The 18,765-nt window shown below is 37.3% G+C and carries 17 protein-coding genes; 5 read left to right on the top strand and 12 right to left on the bottom strand.

Features of this window, described 5'->3' with window-relative positions; all coding sequences use genetic code 11:
• Window positions 1–167: 167 nt before the first annotated feature.
• Entirely contained in the window at window positions 168–2,552 is a 2,385-nt protein-coding gene (locus HU137_RS02760) for a TonB-dependent receptor (protein WP_317169886.1), read from the top strand.
• Between the two features lie 88 nt (window positions 2,553–2,640).
• On the opposite strand, the gene HU137_RS02765 is transcribed toward HU137_RS02760, so the two are convergent.
• Complete coding sequence (locus tag HU137_RS02765; RefSeq protein ID WP_182042277.1) at window positions 2,641–4,053, bottom strand: bifunctional metallophosphatase/5'-nucleotidase; 1,413 nt, start codon at window positions 4,051–4,053, stop codon at window positions 2,641–2,643.
• 115 nt (window positions 4,054–4,168) lie between these two features.
• Window positions 4,169–5,911, bottom strand: a complete 1,743-nt coding sequence (locus tag HU137_RS02770) for a T9SS type A sorting domain-containing protein (protein ID WP_182042278.1) — start codon at window positions 5,909–5,911, stop codon at window positions 4,169–4,171.
• 179 nt (window positions 5,912–6,090) lie between these two features.
• Between HU137_RS02770 and HU137_RS02775 the strand changes: the two genes are divergently transcribed.
• On the top strand, window positions 6,091–6,654 hold the full coding sequence (locus tag HU137_RS02775) for a 30S ribosomal protein S16 (RefSeq protein WP_182042279.1): 564 nt from the start codon (window positions 6,091–6,093) through the stop codon (window positions 6,652–6,654).
• A gap of 15 nt (window positions 6,655–6,669) precedes the next feature.
• Window positions 6,670–7,188 carry a ribosome maturation factor RimM gene (rimM, locus tag HU137_RS02780; protein WP_182042280.1) on the top strand — a complete coding sequence of 173 codons (519 nt, stop codon included), beginning with the start codon at window positions 6,670–6,672 and terminating at the stop codon, window positions 7,186–7,188.
• Here the strand turns inward: rimM and HU137_RS02785 are convergent.
• The gene (locus HU137_RS02785; protein WP_182042281.1) at window positions 7,185–7,916 is read right to left on the bottom strand and encodes a GLPGLI family protein; all 732 of its coding nucleotides are present in this window, start codon (window positions 7,914–7,916) and stop codon (window positions 7,185–7,187) included. The genes rimM and HU137_RS02785 overlap by 4 nt on opposite strands.
• A gap of 139 nt (window positions 7,917–8,055) precedes the next feature.
• On the opposite strand from HU137_RS02785, the gene HU137_RS02790 reads away from it, so the two are divergent.
• Window positions 8,056–9,741, top strand: coding sequence for a glutamine--tRNA ligase/YqeY domain fusion protein (locus HU137_RS02790; RefSeq protein WP_182042282.1), 1,686 nt, complete (start codon window positions 8,056–8,058; stop codon window positions 9,739–9,741).
• Between the two features lie 172 nt (window positions 9,742–9,913).
• Here HU137_RS02790 and HU137_RS02795 read toward each other — a convergent pair whose 3' ends face one another.
• From HU137_RS02795 to HU137_RS02835, 9 genes are all read right to left on the bottom strand, one after another.
• Window positions 9,914–10,876: a hypothetical protein gene (locus tag HU137_RS02795; protein WP_182042283.1), complete on the bottom strand. Its 963-nt coding sequence runs from the start codon at window positions 10,874–10,876 to the stop codon at window positions 9,914–9,916.
• Between the two features lie 42 nt (window positions 10,877–10,918).
• Window positions 10,919–11,500: a DNA-3-methyladenine glycosylase I gene (locus HU137_RS02800; RefSeq protein ID WP_182042284.1), complete on the bottom strand. Its 582-nt coding sequence runs from the start codon at window positions 11,498–11,500 to the stop codon at window positions 10,919–10,921.
• Window positions 11,501–11,637: 137 nt separating this feature from the next.
• Window positions 11,638–12,063, bottom strand: coding sequence for a nucleoside-diphosphate kinase (locus HU137_RS02805; RefSeq protein WP_182042285.1), 426 nt, complete (start codon window positions 12,061–12,063; stop codon window positions 11,638–11,640).
• A 169-nt stretch (window positions 12,064–12,232) separates the two neighbouring features.
• Window positions 12,233–13,117 (bottom strand): hypothetical protein, encoded by an 885-nt coding sequence (locus HU137_RS02810; protein ID WP_182042286.1) that lies wholly within the window; start codon window positions 13,115–13,117, stop codon window positions 12,233–12,235.
• 24 nt (window positions 13,118–13,141) lie between these two features.
• Window positions 13,142–14,020 carry an energy transducer TonB gene (locus HU137_RS02815; RefSeq protein ID WP_182042287.1) on the bottom strand — a complete coding sequence of 293 codons (879 nt, stop codon included), beginning with the start codon at window positions 14,018–14,020 and terminating at the stop codon, window positions 13,142–13,144.
• Between the two features lie 6 nt (window positions 14,021–14,026).
• On the bottom strand, window positions 14,027–14,536 hold the full coding sequence (locus tag HU137_RS02820; RefSeq protein ID WP_182042288.1) for a hypothetical protein: 510 nt from the start codon (window positions 14,534–14,536) through the stop codon (window positions 14,027–14,029).
• A gap of 32 nt (window positions 14,537–14,568) precedes the next feature.
• Complete coding sequence (gene nadB, locus HU137_RS02825) at window positions 14,569–16,143, bottom strand: L-aspartate oxidase (protein ID WP_182042289.1); 1,575 nt, start codon at window positions 16,141–16,143, stop codon at window positions 14,569–14,571.
• A 188-nt stretch (window positions 16,144–16,331) separates the two neighbouring features.
• Window positions 16,332–17,330: a recombinase RecA gene (recA, locus tag HU137_RS02830; RefSeq protein ID WP_182042290.1), complete on the bottom strand. Its 999-nt coding sequence runs from the start codon at window positions 17,328–17,330 to the stop codon at window positions 16,332–16,334.
• Between the two features lie 211 nt (window positions 17,331–17,541).
• A complete protein-coding gene (locus tag HU137_RS02835) occupies window positions 17,542–17,754 on the bottom strand; it encodes a hypothetical protein (RefSeq protein WP_182042291.1) in 213 nt (70 codons plus the stop codon).
• A 260-nt stretch (window positions 17,755–18,014) separates the two neighbouring features.
• Between HU137_RS02835 and HU137_RS02840 the strand changes: the two genes are divergently transcribed.
• Window positions 18,015–18,761, top strand: a complete 747-nt coding sequence (locus HU137_RS02840) for a hypothetical protein (RefSeq protein WP_182042292.1) — start codon at window positions 18,015–18,017, stop codon at window positions 18,759–18,761.
• Window positions 18,762–18,765 lie beyond the last annotated feature (4 nt).

Genomic DNA, 18,765 nt, shown 5'->3' on the forward strand with positions numbered 1-18,765 from the left:
ATTAATTCCATTTTATTTCGGTCAAGATACTTCATTTTCATAAATCTAACGAAATTCCCTACCATCATCCTAAAATTGACGTTTCCTTATATTTCTTCTTCATTCAATTTGGTTCAAAAGTTCAATTCTACTAAAAAAGAAATAAGTTTGTGAACTAAATAAAAAACGTGAAAACTTTACTGGCATTAATTTGTTTGATAATCGGAATTATTTCATCCGCCCAAACCATCCTTGACAAAGAATCAAAACAACCTATTCCCGACGCGGAAGTAACAGTCGGAAATGCTTCTGCCATCACAGATGAAAACGGAAATTTTTCGTTGGACATAAAAGAAGAAGATGAAATTATCATATCCGCCGAAAACTATCCGGTAGTCAAAACATCCTTAAAAAAATTTGAAAATGGGATCTATTATTTAAGTGCTCATTTTGTAGAATTGGAAAATATAGTCATTACGCCCAATCGTTGGGCAAACCAACTATCCGATTCACCCAATAAAGTAATCTCCATTTCGACTCAGGAAATTGAACTACCAAATCCACAAACCGTGGCTGATTTATTGAATGAAAAAACGGAGGTTTTTGTTCAAAAAAGCCAATTGGGAGGAGGAAGCCCTATGATTCGCGGATTCTCAACCAATCGGGTTTTGATTTCAGTGGACGGAGTGCGCATGAACAATGCGATTTTTAGAAGTGGAAACCTGCAAAATGTAATCGCACTGGATGCAAATGCCCTTCAATCGGTGGAAGTGATGTTGGGACCCGGTTCTCTCCTATACGGAAGTGATGCAATCGGTGGCGTAATGGGCTTTTATACCTTGACGCCTCAATTTTCCACTCAAGATAAATTTATGGCCAATGGTTCTTTGATGACGCGTTATTCTACTGCGAACAATGAAAAAACTGCGCATGCTCATTTTAACCTAGCGGGAAGAAAATTTTCCTCTCTTACTAGTTTTAGTTTTTCCGATTTTGACGATCTTAAAATGGGAACACACGGTCCGGAAGAATATTTGAGAAATCATTATGTAATTCGTGAAAATGGAGAGGACATTCAAGTCGACAACGAAGATCCGAGAAAACAGGTCGGAAGCGGATATGAACAATATAACGTTATGCAAAAATTTCGGTATAAGCCCAATTCTTCTTGGGATTTGAATTATGGATTCCATTATTCCACTACTTCAGACGTTCCGCGATATGACCGTTTGATCCGTTACCGAAATGAAAATTTGCGTTCTGCCGAATGGTATTATGGTCCTCAAACATGGATGATGAACCATTTTTCAGTCGAACACAAAGCCGAAAAAGGATTTTATAATGATGTAAAACTCAATCTGGCGCATCAGTTTTTTGAAGAAAGCCGCCATGACCGGAATTTCGGGAATGAGGAAAGAACCGATCAGACTGAAAAAGTCAATGTTTATTCGGCTAATTTGGATTTCTTAAAATTCATCAATTCAAAAAATACTTTGTATTATGGAATCGAAACCTTATTCAACAAAGTAAATTCAACCGGGAAAATCACGGATATTGTTGACGGAAATCAAGAAGAATTTTCTTCCCGTTATCCGGACGGAGCGACCTGGAATTCGTATGCGGCTTATATTTCTTACGAATTCAAACCCATAGAAAAAATCACCATTCAAGGAGGATTACGGTACAATTATGTTTCTTCATTGTCTAAATTTAATTCGCAGTTTTATGACTTTCCGTTTACCGAAGCCAAAATAGAAACCGGCGCTTTGACGGGAAACATCGGACTGAATTACCATCCTACCAAAAAAACGGAACTTCGCGCAGTATTTTCAACCGGCTTCCGTGCTCCTAACATAGACGACATCGGAAAAATATTTGATTCTGAGCCCGGAGCAGTCGTCATTCCCAATCCGGATTTGGAGCATGAATATGTTTATAACGGTGAGATCGGAATGAGTCAAAAATTGGGGAATTTTGCAAAACTGGATGTTTCTGTTTTTTATACGGATTTAAAAAATGCATTGGTCAGAAGAGATTTTACTTTAAATGGGCAGGATTCCATCGTTTATGCTGGCGAAATGAGCCGTGTCCAAGCGATTCAAAATGCGGCCAAAGCTTATGCTTATGGAGTGGAAGTCAGTTTGGAATTCTATTTCACCCAAAAATTGATGATGAAAAATTCGGTCAACTATCAGAAAGGAAAAGAAGAATTGGACAACGGAGATGAAGCTCCGCTACGCCATATTGCTCCTTTGTTGGTCAAAAGCGGAATCACCTACCAAACCAAAAAGTTCAGAACGGAATTGTACATGATGTACAACGGAGAAATTTCCAATGCGGATTTGGCGCCATCCGAGCAAGAAAAGGACTATATGTATGCGATAGATGAGAATGGAAATCCTTATTCACCTTCTTGGTACACCTTAAATCTCAAAGGAATTTATGATGTCAATTCTTCATTGAGCATATCAGCAGGTTGGGAAAACATGACGAATGAGCGATACAGACCTTATTCGTCCGGAATAGTTGCGGCAGGAAGCAATTTAATTTTGGCGGTGAGGTTTGATTTTTAAGAAGATTTGTTGAGAATGAACTTAGAAGAAGCGCAGTACAGCATCCTGAGCTATAAAACTGAATAATTTAGAATTAAATCAAGCTTCCTTATTCATGCTCTATGATTTGAATTCTAAATGATTTTTCCGGTAAAATGATGGAGTGTTTTTTAACATAAATTTTCAATACTTCATAATCTGGCAATGATTTTTGATGTTGCGCAGGAATTAAAACCGATTCAAATTGCTTTAATTTTTGGAAATTGTATTCATTCAAAGCCAATGTATAAATTTCATTCTCGTCAATGTTTTGAAACACAAGTTTCCTATTCATTTTATCCCAAGTATAAGCAAAACCGGAAACTTGAATCAGTTTTGGTTTTTCTAAAAATATTTGACTTTCTATGAATTGGATCAAATCTCTTCCTTTTATACGCACAACCACTATTTTATTCCCAAAAGGTAGAAGTGTTCTGATTTTACCCAATGTAAATTCTCCTTTTTCTACACTTTTTCTGATTCCGCTCCCATCGATTATGGCAAAATCGGATTGGTAAAATTCCCTCATGGCATCCGTTACCAAATTCCCAGCGAGTGATTCAGATTTTAAACTTTCAAATGCATCTAAATCCACTTCAAGTATCCCGATTTTATCATTCATCAATTCATCTATTTTTAACTTTTCCCTTGCCTCCCATTCCTCAAATATTTCATTTTTAGGATGTTTCTGATCCAGTGAAATGATTTCAATCTTAGGATTTTCATTTTTCGACAATTGAATTTTTGCGGCAGTGCTCATATTTCCTGCGGTCGCAACAATCGGCGTGTTGTTTATATAATTGATCTGCGAATGGTATTCGTCAACTTCTTCTGTCAATATAATGTTGATTTCCGGAAATTTTTGAATGAGTTTTTTGTTCTTTTCCAAATCTATTTGTGATAAGACGATGATTTGATCATATTCATTTTTTGAAACGGAATTTAGAATTTCTCCCACCGCAAGATCGATATTTTGTTGGATCAAACGCAAGTCTTTTTGTGTAGTTGAGATTTGGTCTGTAAGCGCTATCCATAGGAGTTTCAGCCCAGCTTTTTGGGTCAACAAATATTTCGGAAGATGAAGAATTGTGTTTTGATTTTGATCGATTAAATTGGAAGAGAAAAATTTCCCATTTGATCTTCCTACCAATTGACTTAAATGGTCATATCCATAATCAAATTCATGTTGTCCGAAATTGAAAATATCTACAGGAATTTGATTAAAGGCATCCACCATCGTTTCCCCTTTGAAAATTCCGCCATATAAAACACCACCTACAAAATCACCTCCATGGATGGTGTAAGTTTCAGGTTCATCGACTTTAGATTCATCTACCAAATACTTCAATCTGGCAATTCCACCACGACCTCCTTCTACATCATTTAGTTCATACAATTGATGCGCATCTGTAAAATAAATCAATTGAATTTGAGCAGTTGTAATAGCACTCAAAAACAAAAAAAACAAACTTAAAATTTTCATTGCACCAAAGGTAAGCAAGCCGAATTATCAGTTTGCCATTTTTTTGAAGTTAAATCTTTCTTTTTTTTAAAAGAAAAATTCCCTCAAGATTTCGAGGGAATTTCGAATTGATCGTTTATTTTTTTATCCATTTTTGCGACCGGAGATTTCCATCTGCATTTAAATAGAGGATATAAGTTCCGGGCGGTAAATGAATGAGATTTAGATTTTGGATTTTGGACGAATGGGAAAATTCGTTTTGAAATACCGTTTTACCGGAAAGATTAAAGATTTTGAGTTCCAATTTTTTCACTGATTTCTGAAATTCAATATTTAGATTTCCGTTAGAAGGATTGGGATAAACTGCAAAAGAATTGGCGTCAAAATCAATAGTTCCCATGGTTTCTTCATGCAATAATCCATCGCGGGTATTGCTTCCTTTGTATCCGTTTCGGAGAATTTTTGATTCGTCAAATGGCACATTTAAATTATAGGAATTCACATACATAGAATCCACTTCAGCTCCAAAATTCAAGGTATAAGAATTGGCCGTCAGGTCCATCAAACCATCATCATCCACATCACCCAGTACGGCTCCGTTTAGAAACGTAAAACCCTTTGGTCGTAAAGGAAAACCGTCAATTTCACCTGAACCATCAACCGAAAAAGCATGAATATATCCGTTTCCTTCAGCATCGGTAATGTTACTTCCAAATATCAGTTCATAAACACCGTCATCGTTGACATCGGCAATGTTGATCATCCCTTCATTTCCACCAATTTTCTCTATTGGGAAATTCTCCAAATCTGATCCTTCAGGTGAAATTCCATAAATCGTAGGCAAAGGCGTTCCTTCAGAAAAATTAGGATTTCCTCCATAGACTTCGTAAACATCATCATTATCGATATCGGCAACTGTAACCGGAGCATAAGTCCAACCTGAAAGCGAATAAGGCCATCCTGTCAAATAACTTCCATCTGATTTCATCGCATAAAAAGCTGCGGAATCACCATGGTTGGCACCGACAATTTCCAAATTTTCATCTCCATCCAAATCGACCAAAATTGGGGATTGATACGAATAACTTACCGTAGGACTATGAACAGGAAATCCTGAAAAAACAGAACCATCTTGCTTAAAAACAAACATTCCAGTTGAAGAACCTGCAATGACGATGTCTTTCATACCATCATTGTCAACATCGCCAATTGAAGGTGTGAAAGCTGGTGTAGCACCAAGGTCAACCGGCCAATTATCATTAAACGAAGTTCCATCCAATTTTAAAACATGGACAAAACCAACCGAGCCACTCACCCTTTCTCCTGTCACTATTTCCATGATTTCATCTCCATCCAAATCTGCAACTGCAGGCGCATTGATCATCCAATGTCCGTCAAAACTAAGCGGCCAACCCGGTAAATCTTCACCTGTATGATCCAAAACATAAATCCCTCCGACAGTCGTTGGATATCCGCAATTGATCACAACCTCCAAATCTCCATCCGAATCTAAATCCGCCACAGTAGGAGGAAGTAAAATGGCGCCCGACAATTCTTTTTCAAATAAAATCGTCCCATCTCCTTTTAAAGCATAAAAAGTTTGGTTGATGCCGATCAGAATTTCATCTACTCCATCCATATCCAAATCTGCCAATGCAACACCTCGGGTGTTTTTAGTAATAGGAAATGCAGGCATTCCAAAATTCATAAATGGCTCAGGATCTACTTCAGAAGGCGAAATTTGGTAATGAGAATCTACATAAAATTCCTGAACGCTTAGCGTTCCATCTTCATGGAGACTGGCCTGTTTCAATAGATTTTGGGAAAAAACCATACTTGAAACCAAAAAGCCAAATCCGATAAAATAAATTTTCTTCATGTGTAATAATTTAATTTCCTTAAAGTTAGGTTTTTATTTTTTTATGGAATTTTTAGTGAAAAATTTTAGGGAATTCATGACAAATCTGATTGAATCTGAGGATTGTATCAAAAATAAACTTACATTTGCACCCTCAAAATGGATTTAACCGGGACAGAGTTCCCAAAATACATATCAAAATGGCAACAAAAATTAGATTGCAAAGACACGGAAGAAAAGGAAAAGCATTCTTCCACATCGTTATCGCCGATTCAAGATCACCACGTGATGGTCGATTCATCGAGAAAATCGGAACGTACAATCCAGTTACCAATCCTGCAACGATCGATTTAGATTTGGATCGCGCTGTACATTGGTTACAAGTAGGTGCTGAACCTACCAACACTGCAAAAAACATCCTTTCTTACAAAGGTGCTTTGATGAAAAAACACTTACTAGGTGGAGTAGCAAAAGGTGCTTTTAATGAAGAAGAAGCTGAAAAAAGATTTGAAGCTTGGTTGGAAGAAAGAGCAAATGCAGTTCAAGCCAAAAAAGACGGTTTAGCAAAAGCAAAAGAAGATGCAAAAGCGGCTGCTCTTGAAGCGGAAAAGAAAAAATCTGATGCAAGAATCGCAGTGGAAGAAGAAGCGCCAGCTGAAGAAGTTGAAGCAACTGAAGAAACTGCTGAAGTTGTAGCAGAAGAAACATCTGAAGAAGCTCCTGCAACTGAGGAAGCTGCTGAAGAACCAAAAACAGAAGAATAATTCTTTCGCTTTCAGATGCAAAAAGAAGATTGTTATTACCTCGGTAAAATCACAAAACTTCATGGATTCAAAGGAAATCTGATTTTGCATTTGGATACAGATGAACCGGAATTATATGAAAATATGGAATCAGTATTCGTTGAAACAAACGGAATGCTGGTTCCATTCTTTTTTGAATTCATCCAACCGCATTCTCGCGGAAAAATGTTGGTGAAATTTGAAGATGTTTCACCCGAAGAAGCGGAAAAACTCATCAACAAAGAACTTTATTTACCGCTTGAAACCCTTCCTGAATTGGATGGAAATGATTTTTATTACCACGAAATCATCGGATTCACACTTTATGACCAGTCCAATACGGAAATTGGTCTGATCAAAAATGTAAACGACAATTCTGCTCAGGCTTTATTTGAAATCGATCTCAACGGAAAAGAAATCCTGATTCCCATCGTAGAAGATTGGATTTTGGAAGTAGATCGCGAAAACAAAGCTATTCTGGTAGAAATTCCGGAAGGTTTGATCGATTTGAATTAGTCTTTATCCACGCCTTCGCTGTACATTTCCATCATTTTTTCATTTTGTTTGTTGATGATTTCTTCTAATTCCTCTGAAGTAACTTTTTTTCCTTTTGTAGGCTTTTGAATAACAGTAAAATTATTCAAAACCTCAACTTTCGAAGCTTTATAAGTAAATCCTTCACTTCCGCCATCTTCATATTTAAATCCTGATTCCAATTCCAAAATGATTCCCGGAAGTCCCCAATATTTATCGGGTCCGGTTTTTACATTCAACTTCGGCGCGTACCAAGCGGTGATTTGGGTTTTATGTTTGTCATCAAGTACGGCAGTAGCCTTTCTCACTTCAAAACCGAGGATATTTTTGGACGCTTTGCTTATGTTCCATTTAAAATCTTTCAATTGATCTTCAATCAAATAGTCTTTTCCATAAATCGAAGTTTCTTCTAACACTAAATTTTCAGCCGTATTTTTATAAATTTTCCCTCTGCTGCCCATCTGAATAGTCGCACCAAAACCTTCTTTTGGCTGGTCATTTCTGATTTTATCCAAATATTGATAAGAAGATTCACTTCCGTTGATAAATAATTCATAATAGGCATTCAACATCGTGATCGGCATGGTTTCCTTTTTATTTTGAGCAGGGTTATAATAAGGAATCATTTCATATTCCACTTTCAATTGTTCCTGCGCAAAAATTTGAGTTCCCATAAAAATAATCCAAAGAAAAAGTGAAAGTCGTTTCATAAAATTGTTTTTTGTTAAATCTGAATTGGATTGAATTATTGTTAAACCTTGCGTTTATTCAAAGATAAAAGAATAAAGGAATTTTCCTTTGTAGGTTTGTCTCGAAATGAATTAAATTTGCATCTTATTTCAAATTCAGATGGAAGAAGAAAAAAAATCACTCAATTTTTTAGAGCAAATTATAGAAGAGGATTTGGCCAACGGCTATACAAAAGAAAATTTACGTTTTCGTTTTCCGCCAGAACCAAACGGTTATCTGCACATCGGTCATGCCAAAGCGATTTGTATCAACTTTGGTTTGGGTGAAAAATATAATTCGCCTGTCAACTTGCGCTTTGACGATACCAATCCTGCCAAAGAAGAACAGGAGTTTGTGGATTCCATTCGAGAAGATGTAAAATGGTTGGGATTCAATTGGGCGGAAGAGCGATTTGCTTCTGATTATTTTCAACAATTGTATGATTGGGCGGTTCAAATGATCAAGGACGGAAAAGCTTATGTGGAAGACCAAACTTCCGAACAAATCAATGAACAACGAAAAACGCCATTTGAACCTGGAATTGAAAGCCCAAACCGTAATCGTCCAGTTGAAGAGAGTTTGGCGCTTTTTGAAAAAATGAAAAACGGCGAATTTCCGGAAGGAAGTCATGTGCTTCGTGCAATTGGCGACATGAACTCGCCCAATATGAATATGCGCGATCCTGTGATGTACCGAGTTTTACACAAAGAACACCATAGAACGGGTGACAAATGGAAAATCTATCCGATGTACGATTGGGCGCATGGCGAATCGGATTATATCGAAGGAATTTCACATTCGCTTTGTTCATTGGAATTTGAAAACCATCGTCCACTTTACGAATGGTATTTGAACCAAGTCGAAATACCTGAACATCCGTTAAAACCGAAACAAAGAGAATTTGCACGTGGAAATGTGAGTTATATGATTACTTCCAAACGGAAATTGAAATTATTGGTTGATGAAAACATTGTGACCGGCTGGGACGATCCGCGAATGCCGACGATTTCCGGACACAGAAGACGCGGTTATACACCAGAATCCATTCGTGTATTTTGGGACAAAGCCGGCGTAGCGAAACGGGATAATTTGATTGATATATCCTTGTTGGAATTTGCAATTCGTGACCATTTGAATAAAATCGCACCGCGGGTAATGGCGGTTATCGATCCGGTAAAATTGGTGATTGAGAATTTTCCGGAAGGAAAAACAGAAATGCTTCCCATCGAAAACAATCCGGAGGATGAAAATGCGGGTGAAAGAGAAATTCCATTTACCAGAGAATTGTACATCGAACGGGATGATTTTATGGAAGAGGCACCGAAAAAATTCTTCCGACTTTCCATCGGCAATGAAGTTCGGCTGAAAGGAGCTTATATCATCAAAGCGACCCGCGTAGAAAAAGATGCGGAAGGAAATATCACGACGATTTTTGCTGAATATGATCCAGACACCAAATCAGGTTCGGACTCAGAAGCTGCTAAAAGAAAAGTAAAAGGAACACTTCACTGGGTTTCGGCGACGGAAAATCTACCGATTGAAGTTCGTTTGTACGACCGATTATTTACGGTTGAATCTCCGGATGAAGCGGGTGATGGTGATTTCTTACAATTTGTAAATTCCGATTCGATGAAAATCGTACATGGTTTTGCGGAACCTTCCTTAAAAAATGCGAAAGTAGAAGATAAATTCCAGTTTCAGCGCATCGGCTATTTTACGTTGGATAAGGATTCGACGGCGGATAATTATGTTTTCAATCGAACGGTTGGCTTGAGAGATACTTGGGCGAAGGAACAGAAGAAATAGTTTTACCCGCGCCCGGGATATGGAGTGGCAGCGAGGAACGAGCTGGTCCGCCGCGGCGGACCGAAGCAAAGCGGAGCCCGGAGAAGCCCGAAAAGGCGCCCAAAAAAAATAATCAATCATAAAAAAATCCCGAATTCTTACGAGTTCGGGATTTGTATTTTAAGAATTCAATTTAATTCAAACCAGCCAAAAGTGTTTGCAAATCTTGAATGGTCGCCGGTGCCACCACCAAATCAAATGAATCGTCTCCGGCGATGGTCACATCTTGTGAACCGATTTGTAAAGATCCTTCAACCAATGAAATCGCAATGATTTTACCCTGAGCACCTGTCGGAATGCTTCCGGTATACGTGGTCAAAGCATCGCCCATCACTGTGGTCAAAGCGGCAACCGTAGAGAAATCGTTTAACGCAAAGAAAACTTGGGTATTGGCAAAATCGGGTGCATTTGGAACGCGTACTGAAAACTGGGTCACATCGCCGCTCAAAAGGTCATAAAACGCATCACAATTGCTCCATCCGCCCACTATATTCCAAATCGTAAATTCGCCATTGGTTCCAGCCGTTTCATCCCAACTCAAATCTGAATTCCCGGTTCCCCATGAAATTACAGGACCTGAAGGTGCATTTACCGTTGTTCCTGTGAAATATTGCATCGAATTTTCATATCCTGTCGCATCGGTTTGATATGGTAAAATCGCTTGAACGCCGTTCATGGTCAATTCTGCTCCGGTTGCATCTGTCACTTCTAACCAAAACATACCGCCGGAAACGAGTGGATCTTCACCTGCAAACGTATGGATGTTGTGTTTGATCATATCGCCTCTAGTAAAGATTTCAATCAGTTTGATGGTAAAAGGTGCAGTTGGCGCTCCTCCTCCATTTAATGTACAAGAATTGGCAGGAAAAACCAATCGGATGTCTTGTCCTTCAAGGATATTTTCAATCGTTGGGTCTGTAAGCGTTAAGACAATAGTGTCAGCAAGCGTCATCGTATCATGTACTTCCTGGAGATTTGTAAAATCACTTTCCGTAGGGAAACCTTGAAAAATTTCTTCATCATTTGTACACTGATAAAAACTAACCACTGAGAGTATCGTAACTATCATCAGGGTTATCGGGTTCAATTTTTTCATTTATCTAATTTTTATTCTTACTTAATTATGACGAAAATTCACTCAAAAGGTTGCGTCTTCCTTTACTTCAATGTGCCTGAAACAGTCAGTGGTATGGTCATTTATCAAACCTGTTGCTTGAAGATGTGCATAAACCACCGTACTTCCCACAAATTTAAATCCTCTTTTTTTCAAATCTTTGCTCAATCGGTCAGAAATCTCGTTGGTTGCCGGAACTTCTTTTATCGACTTTCTTTTTTCGTTGACCGATTTTCCGTTTACAAATCCCCAAATATAATCCGTAAAACTCCCAAATTCTTTCTGAATTTCCATAAAAGCTTGTGCATTTGTTACAGTTGCACGGACTTTCAATTGATTTCGGATGATGCCTTCGTTTTCTAATAACGATTGAATCTTCTCTTCATTGTATAGCGCGATTTTTTTATAGTCGAAATTGTCAAATGCTTTTCTGAAATTTTCTCTTTTTCTAAGAACCGTAATCCAACTCAATCCGGCTTGAAAGGTTTCTAAAATCAAGAATTCAAATTGTCGCGCATCATCTCTGACAGGCACGCCCCATTCTTCGTCATGGTATTTGACATAGATATCTTCTTTTCCTACCCAAGCGCATCTTGTTTTTTCCATTTTAATAGTTGAATGTTGAAAGGTAAGTTTTTTCCATAAAAAACCGCATTGGAAAAATGCGGTTATAAAAGATTTTATTTCATAGCAATCAATTCACGCTAGGAAACGCTAATATCGTTTCGCTTGAATTCACTGAATTAATAATTGTACAATTCTCTTCTTGAAAAATGGAAATCGCTCTCGATGATTGCGTTTTCATCACTATCAGAACCATGGATAGCGTTTGCAGCAATGGATTCAGCGTATTTCTGACGAATGGTTCCTTCTGCAGCTTCTTGTGGATTGGTCGCACCGATTAGGTTTCTGAATTCCTCGATGGCATTGTCTTTTTCCAAAACCGCAGCCACGATCGGACCTGAAATCATAAAGTCTACCAATTCACCAAAAAACGGACGCTCTTTGTGTACTTCATAAAACAATTCTGCATCACGGCGTGAAAGTTGGGTCAATTTCAAAGCTTTGATTTTGAAACCGGCGTTGGTGATATCCGCCAAAATATTTCCGATGTGCCCGTTTTTCACGGCATCGGGTTTAATCATTGTAAGTGTAATCTTTCCAGACATTTTGTTTATTTTTTTGAGCGGCAAAAATAATGCGTTTCGCAGAAATTAAAAAGTATAATGCTAAAACTATAACGTAAAGTGCTGAAAAATTAACACTTAACTTGATTGATAAATCGAATTTTTGATATGTAATTCAAATGAAAGCCCTCCTTTGTAGAGCTGGGAGTCATCATTCTCTATATATCAATGGAGCAAATTTGGATTGGTTAAACTCCGCTTCTTTTTCAAATTTGGTGATGGAATGTATTTTCTTTTCGTCTACTTTTACCACTTCTACAAAAACCGGTTCTTTCTCGGAATTGGCAAAAAGATTGTAAATGTAGATTTCAAAAAATTCCTTCTCCAAAAATCCATCGGTCACCAAAATTTTATCGGAAGCTTTGCATTTTTCAATTAAAGATTTATAAGGCTCAGAGCTCTCCAATTCATTCAATGTCAAAAATTTACCTAAAAAACTGAATTGATCATCTTTGATTTCATATACTTTGATGTCCTTTCCTTTATAAAGTCGGATTTCATACCTCAACTCAGCTTCATCTAACAAAGTAAACAAAACGATTTCATCTACAGGATAAATAAAATCAGCCAATTTTTCTTCTTTTTTCTCCAATTGGTAATGGATAGGAATTTGAAATACCAAATTTACAACTGTTCCATCCTTCAATTTTGCAGGTCTTATCGGTGGCAATTCCATTGCGATTTTTTCCATGGCCATAACGGCAGCCTCTCCCAAAATCGGATCACTACCTTCCATTTCCTTCATTCCAAATAAAATTCCTTCTTTTGAAATGATGAATTGAACATCGGCTCTCGCATCATAAATTCCACTATGGATTAAAAATTCATCCACACCTTTCATGTTTTGAAGTAATCGATCCGAAAGGTTCGCTGCGATACATTTGGTCATATCCTTTTTGTCCTGTGGATCTACCGTTTCACAACCGGGAAACACTGGCATTTCTTTGACTTTATTTTCCGTGTACAATTGATGCGATTGACTGAAAATGAAGTTTCCAAAGAATAAAATCGACAAGAAAGAAATTAATGGCTTCATACTGAATTATTTACAAAAGTAAACTTAATTTCGCAAAACGACAGCAAGATAATTGCGATATCCCTCGATTTCGGATTGGAGAATGGATTCAATCCATACTTCTTCACCATCCACTACTTTAAAAATATCAATGGAGTTGGGTTTTTCAGTGGAATAATACAATCGGTACAATATCTTTTTTACCGTTTTTTCTGCCAATAAAATATGTTGATTATCCCTTATCAAAATGGATTTATAGGGCTCGGAATTAAAAATTTCTTGTGTAGAAAGAAATTTACCTAGAAAAGTCTCTTTTCCATTTAGAATTTCATAAACTTTTATATTTTTTGACTTGTCTTGTCGAATTTCATAAATTTTATTTTCTTCTTTTAAAGTCGCTATTGTCATTTCTTTCCATTGAAATTCATGCAAAAAAGAAACCTCAAGCTGCAAACGTATAGGAAGCTGAAAAACCAAATTCACCGGAGTTCCATCTTTCAAAGCCGCCGGTTTTATTTTTTTTAATTTTGAAGAAATGCGCTCAAAAGCCATTTCAGAAGCAATCCCCAAATCCTCATTTGCCCCCTTTAATGCTTCAATTTGAACGATTTTCCCATTTTTATCTATGACGAATTGAACTTTTGCAACCGCTCGGCTGTAACCGTCCTTTTCCATTTGACCATAAAAAGGCTTTAACTCTTTGGTCAACAAAGCCGATAATTCTTTTGAAACACATTTCTGCAGATTGATTTTGTCATTTTCATCGATGCTTTCACAGCCCGGAAAAATCGCCATATACCCAACTTGCCGAACCGTAAAACCCTCTTCTGAATTTACATCGACCGGAAGTTTATCGAGACTTTCTTGGGCAATTAAAAAGCTGATTTGAAATAAAGTTAAGGCAAAAAGTAATTGTTTTTTCATTTTTATCTAATTCAAGTTTTTGATAAATTCTTCATACTTGGTTGCTGTCAAATCAAAAGAAATAGGCAGTTTGTACAGAAATCTGGAACAAGTCCCATTTTCATATTTGGCGGGAACAATTCCAGTTGTTTCCGTTGAAATTTCATTTAAAACCAATTCCAATTCATCTTCAAAAGCATTTTCCCTTCTGTTTTCGATGCTCAATGCCAATTTTCCTTGAAAACTAATGTTCATCAAAACCGCAACTTTATAATATTGCCTCGAATCATCATGTTTCGCATCTGGAGAGAATTCACTGTCCATTTTTTCTGCAATTTTACTTGCGATGAAATTTCGATTACAAATATTGAGCGAATCATTTTTTTCTTTAAATGATTCACATCCAAGGAAAATAGGAAGCGTTTTCGGCGTATAGGTTGTAAAACCAACTTGTTTGTATTCCTCACAAAGTTTTTCTTGTTGCGCTGATAAAATACAAAAAGGAAAAATCAATAAAACCAATAAAACGTCTTTCATTTAAAATTCGCAATTTTTAATTCAAAATATATTTACTTCAAATCCTTATTAAAAAAAGCGCCGCGGTTTTCTTTTCGTTCCTGACTTTGAATAATAATCAACCAAGCCACGGAAACCAGATTCCTTAGTTCGGATAATTGGGGCGACAATAAATTCATTTTGTAAATTTCCTTTACCGAACGATAAATTTCTTCTTCACGGACTTTTGCCAATTCCAATCGTTCATTTGACCGAACAATCGAAACCAAATCACTCATCATGATTTGCAATTGTTTTTTCAAATAATTCAACAAAACCATTTCTTTGGTTACGCTCAATCCTTCATCTTTCCATTCGGGGACCAAATCGATCAAATCAAAACGGAAAATATTTTCTTTCAGTAATTCCACGGTTTTGATCGCCGCACGATGCCCGAAAACCATCGCTTCCAACAGTGAATTCGATGCCAAACGGTTTGCGCCGTGAAGACCGGTGTTGGTACATTCGCCAACGGCAAACATATTCTGGATCGTCGATTGCCCATCCAAATCGACCTCAATTCCGCCGCACAAATAATGCGAAGCCGGAACCACCGGAATCAAATCTTTGAACATATCGAGGCCCTCTTCTTTGCATTTTTCATAAATATTGGGAAAATGCTCGAGAAATTTCTCCTGATCCAAATTCCGACAATCCAAACACACATAATCATCGCCTCGCAATTTCATTTCGTTATCGATCGCACGTGCCACTATATCTCTTGAAGCTAATTCTTCGCGTTCATCATATTTGTGCATAAACGGTTTTCCGTCGCGTGTCAACAATTTTGCTCCAAATCCGCGAACTGCTTCCGAAATCAAAAACAATTGACCGGAAATATGACTGTACAAAGCCGTCGGATGAAATTGAATGAATTCCATATTGGAAATTTTGGCTTTCGCTCTGTGCGCCAAACCGATTCCGTCGCCGGTTGCTATTTCAGGATTGGTCGTATTTTTATAGACGTGTCCACAACCGCCTGTTGCCATCAAAGTGATTTTGGACGTAATTCTTTTGATTTCTTCCGATTTTACATCCAAGACATACGCACCAAAACAATTCAATTTATCTCGGTCAAATTCTTCCCCATCGATATGATGTTCTGTAATCAAATCAATCACATAATGATGCGTTAATAATTCGATATTGGGTGTTTTTTCGACAACAGCCAGAAGCGCGCGTTCTATTTCATATCCGGTGATGTCTTTATGATGCACTACCCGATTTTCCGTATGACCGCCTTCACGCCCCAAATCATATGTTCCGACATCACTTTTGTCAAATTGAGCGCCCCATTCCACGATTTCTCGGAAGCGAATTGGTCCTTCTTTTACGACGATTTCTACCGCTTCCCGATTGCAAAGTCCATCTCCGGCTCGCAAAGTATCTTCAATGTGCTTCTGGAAACTATCGTTCTCAAAATCGGTTACGACAGCGACGCCGCCTTGCGCATATTTGGTGTTGGATTCTTCATCGTCTGCTTTTGTGACGATGGTGATTTGGGTTTCGGGTAATTTTTGGGCAACTTTTATCGCATAGGAAAGTCCGGAAATGCCGGAACCGATGACCAAAACGTCTGTAACTAACATGAATTCAAATTATGTTGCAATATAGTCTAATTTGATTTTCGAAAAGCTCAGGATGACAAAAATGTAATAATTAGAAGATTTGAAAATTAACTAAAAACGCCAACAAAATGAATTGTTAGCGTTTAATTTTTAAAAAGGAATAAATTTCAAATTAACTCATTTTCATCCATCGCGGCGGACAAATTAATTTAGCCTTCCTTGATTGCTTCTTTGATTTTTTCTTCCAATTCTTCTGCCAATTCTGGATTGTCTTTCAACAATTCTTTTACAGCATCACGTCCTTGACCCAATTTGCTTTCATCATAACTGTACCAAGAACCGCTTTTTTGAACAATTCCTTTTTCAACTCCGACATCGAGAATTTCACCTACTTTGGAAATTCCTTCGCCGAACATAATATCGAATTCCGCCTGACGAAAAGGTGGCGCCACTTTGTTTTTCACGACTTTCACCCGAACATGGTTTCCGGTCGCTTCGTCGCCGGTTTTGATTTGCGAAGCACGGCGGATGTCCAAACGAACCGAAGCATAAAATTTCAATGCGTTTCCTCCGGTTGTCGTTTCAGGATTTCCAAACATCACTCCGATTTTTTCACGCAATTGGTTGATGAAAATACATGTACATTTTGTTTTAGAAATCGTTGCAGTCAATTTTCGTAAGGCTTGCGACATCAATCGAGCTTGCAATCCCATTTTGCTATCACCCATTTCACCTTCGATTTCGGCCTTTGGTGTCAACGCCGCAACGGAGTCGATCACGATGATGTCAATCGCTCCGGAACGAATCAAATTATCCGCAATTTCTAGTGCTTGTTCGCCATTGTCCGGTTGAGAAATAATTAGATTTTCTACATCCACGCCCAATTTTTGCGCATAATAGCGATCAAATGCATGCTCAGCATCCACAAAAGCTGCAATTCCTCCGGCTTTTTGTGCTTCGGCAATCGCATGCAACGTCAATGTCGTTTTACCGGAAGATTCCGGCCCGTAAATTTCGATGACACGTCCACGCGGATATCCGCCGATTCCCAACGCAATGTCCAGTCCCAATGATCCGGTGGGAATCACACCAATTCCTTCATCCACTGCGCTGTCGCCCATCCGCATTACCGTTCCTTTTCCGTAGGTTTTGTCCATTTTGTCCAAAACCAATTGGAGTGCTTTCTTTTTATTATCTAAATCGCTCATTTTTAATTTGTTTAAAGTTTAATGTTCAATCCGCCACGGCGGACAAGAGTTTCAAGTTGTTTGTCAAAATTAAAGGTTAAAAATGACAAAATATGTCGTTGGGGATATTTTTATTCACAAAATCATTTAATGCAGAATCGTACAAATTACACTTTCAATGATTTGACTAAAAATAAGCGATTTGATAGTTTGGGAAAATATATGGGCTTAATTAATAAATTGTTTCATAATTACTCCAGTCGGTGTATCTTCTTGTGGTACCGTCCTGAAGATAAACAACCAAGGAATTCCCCATCCAAACGGCTCTTTCCACCGGTCTTCCTACGTAGAGATTTTCATACGTATAAGTTGCTCTGTAAAGTTTAACGGTTGAATTATCGATTTTTAAAACACCGTAATTAGCTGATTCATTCCAAATGTCCATCTTTTCTAAGTTTTTCACAAAGTTGAGATGTGCTATTATATTCTATTTACAATGAGGGATTTTTTCTCATTGTAAATAGATTACAACGACATAATTTAATTTCGCAACCCTTCAAGATTCGCTCATTGAAATAATTGAAACGACCAAATCCTACGCAAAATAAACTGTTGAGAAACAAATAAAGGTGGTAGGGAAGGAATTTTCAATGTATCTAAATTTTTAATCTAACTAAATTTATAAATTAATCAAAAAATAACTTTATGAGTAAAATAGATTTTTCAAAATACTTAAAAAGCACTGACGAATATTCGCAAATTAAATTAACTGAATTTGTAACAAATTTAAACGAACAACCTTATTTTTATAATTCCGTAATCGAACATAAAACATTGATTGAAAATTTAATCGATGATTCTGAAGTAGATTTTTGTCTTTTGGAATTTCAGTCGCATTTTGACATTGTCGCTTCTGACTTATTTCAAATCGACTTGAACGAGGTTAAAAATGAATTAAGAAGAAACAATAAAACCGCAAATGCTATTTTGACTGCCTTTGAAATTACTCCGAGATTAGCCGAAAAAGCAACCCGAACACTTGTTTGGTACAAAATGTATTTTAAAGCGATCCTGCAAAAGATTCTTGATGTAGACGTTTTACATCACGATTTTATATTTGGTTGTGATATACACGATGATGATGACGTTTTGGAAAATGGAAAATTCGCTGATATATTCATTCACAAACCTGCTCTTTTACAAATTACTTCCGTAGATTTTATTGATTCTTATGAATCCATTCTATTGGAAGAATTGGGAATAACTCCGGAAGAATACAAACAAATATTTGAATTTCCCTTTGCTTTACTTTTTGATGTGGGAATTAAGATTGAAGGACAAAAAAACCTAATCAGGAAACCTTTTCTGATGAGCATGGGGCGAGATCTGTTTTTTATGTTTGATTCTGTCACAAAACATCGTTTCACTAATGAATTCAGTAGAAAATCCTAATTAA

The organism is Moheibacter lacus, assembly GCF_014042165.1.
In the GTDB taxonomy this organism is placed as follows: Bacteria; Bacteroidota; Bacteroidia; order Flavobacteriales; family Weeksellaceae; genus Moheibacter; species Moheibacter lacus.

Excerpts from the sequence above, each read along its gene's own strand:
- HU137_RS02765 (WP_182042277.1), bottom strand. The coding sequence starts at position 4,053 with ATGAAAATTTTAAGTTTGTTTTTTTTGTTTTTGAGTGCTATTACAACT.
- HU137_RS02770 (WP_182042278.1), bottom strand. The coding sequence starts at position 5,911 with ATGAAGAAAATTTATTTTATCGGATTTGGCTTTTTGGTTTCAAGTATG.
- HU137_RS02775 (WP_182042279.1), top strand. The coding sequence starts at position 6,091 with ATGGCAACAAAAATTAGATTGCAAAGACACGGAAGAAAAGGAAAAGCA.
- rimM (WP_182042280.1), top strand. The coding sequence starts at position 6,670 with ATGCAAAAAGAAGATTGTTATTACCTCGGTAAAATCACAAAACTTCAT.
- HU137_RS02785 (WP_182042281.1), bottom strand. The coding sequence starts at position 7,916 with ATGAAACGACTTTCACTTTTTCTTTGGATTATTTTTATGGGAACTCAA.
- HU137_RS02790 (WP_182042282.1), top strand. The coding sequence starts at position 8,056 with ATGGAAGAAGAAAAAAAATCACTCAATTTTTTAGAGCAAATTATAGAA.
- HU137_RS02795 (WP_182042283.1), bottom strand. The coding sequence starts at position 10,876 with ATGAAAAAATTGAACCCGATAACCCTGATGATAGTTACGATACTCTCA.
- HU137_RS02800 (WP_182042284.1), bottom strand. The coding sequence starts at position 11,500 with ATGGAAAAAACAAGATGCGCTTGGGTAGGAAAAGAAGATATCTATGTC.
- HU137_RS02805 (WP_182042285.1), bottom strand. The coding sequence starts at position 12,063 with ATGTCTGGAAAGATTACACTTACAATGATTAAACCCGATGCCGTGAAA.
- HU137_RS02810 (WP_182042286.1), bottom strand. The coding sequence starts at position 13,117 with ATGAAGCCATTAATTTCTTTCTTGTCGATTTTATTCTTTGGAAACTTC.
- HU137_RS02815 (WP_182042287.1), bottom strand. The coding sequence starts at position 14,020 with ATGAAAAAACAATTACTTTTTGCCTTAACTTTATTTCAAATCAGCTTT.
- HU137_RS02820 (WP_182042288.1), bottom strand. The coding sequence starts at position 14,536 with ATGAAAGACGTTTTATTGGTTTTATTGATTTTTCCTTTTTGTATTTTA.
- nadB (WP_182042289.1), bottom strand. The coding sequence starts at position 16,143 with ATGTTAGTTACAGACGTTTTGGTCATCGGTTCCGGCATTTCCGGACTT.
- recA (WP_182042290.1), bottom strand. The coding sequence starts at position 17,330 with ATGAGCGATTTAGATAATAAAAAGAAAGCACTCCAATTGGTTTTGGAC.
- HU137_RS02835 (WP_182042291.1), bottom strand. The coding sequence starts at position 17,754 with ATGGACATTTGGAATGAATCAGCTAATTACGGTGTTTTAAAAATCGAT.
- HU137_RS02840 (WP_182042292.1), top strand. The coding sequence starts at position 18,015 with ATGAGTAAAATAGATTTTTCAAAATACTTAAAAAGCACTGACGAATAT.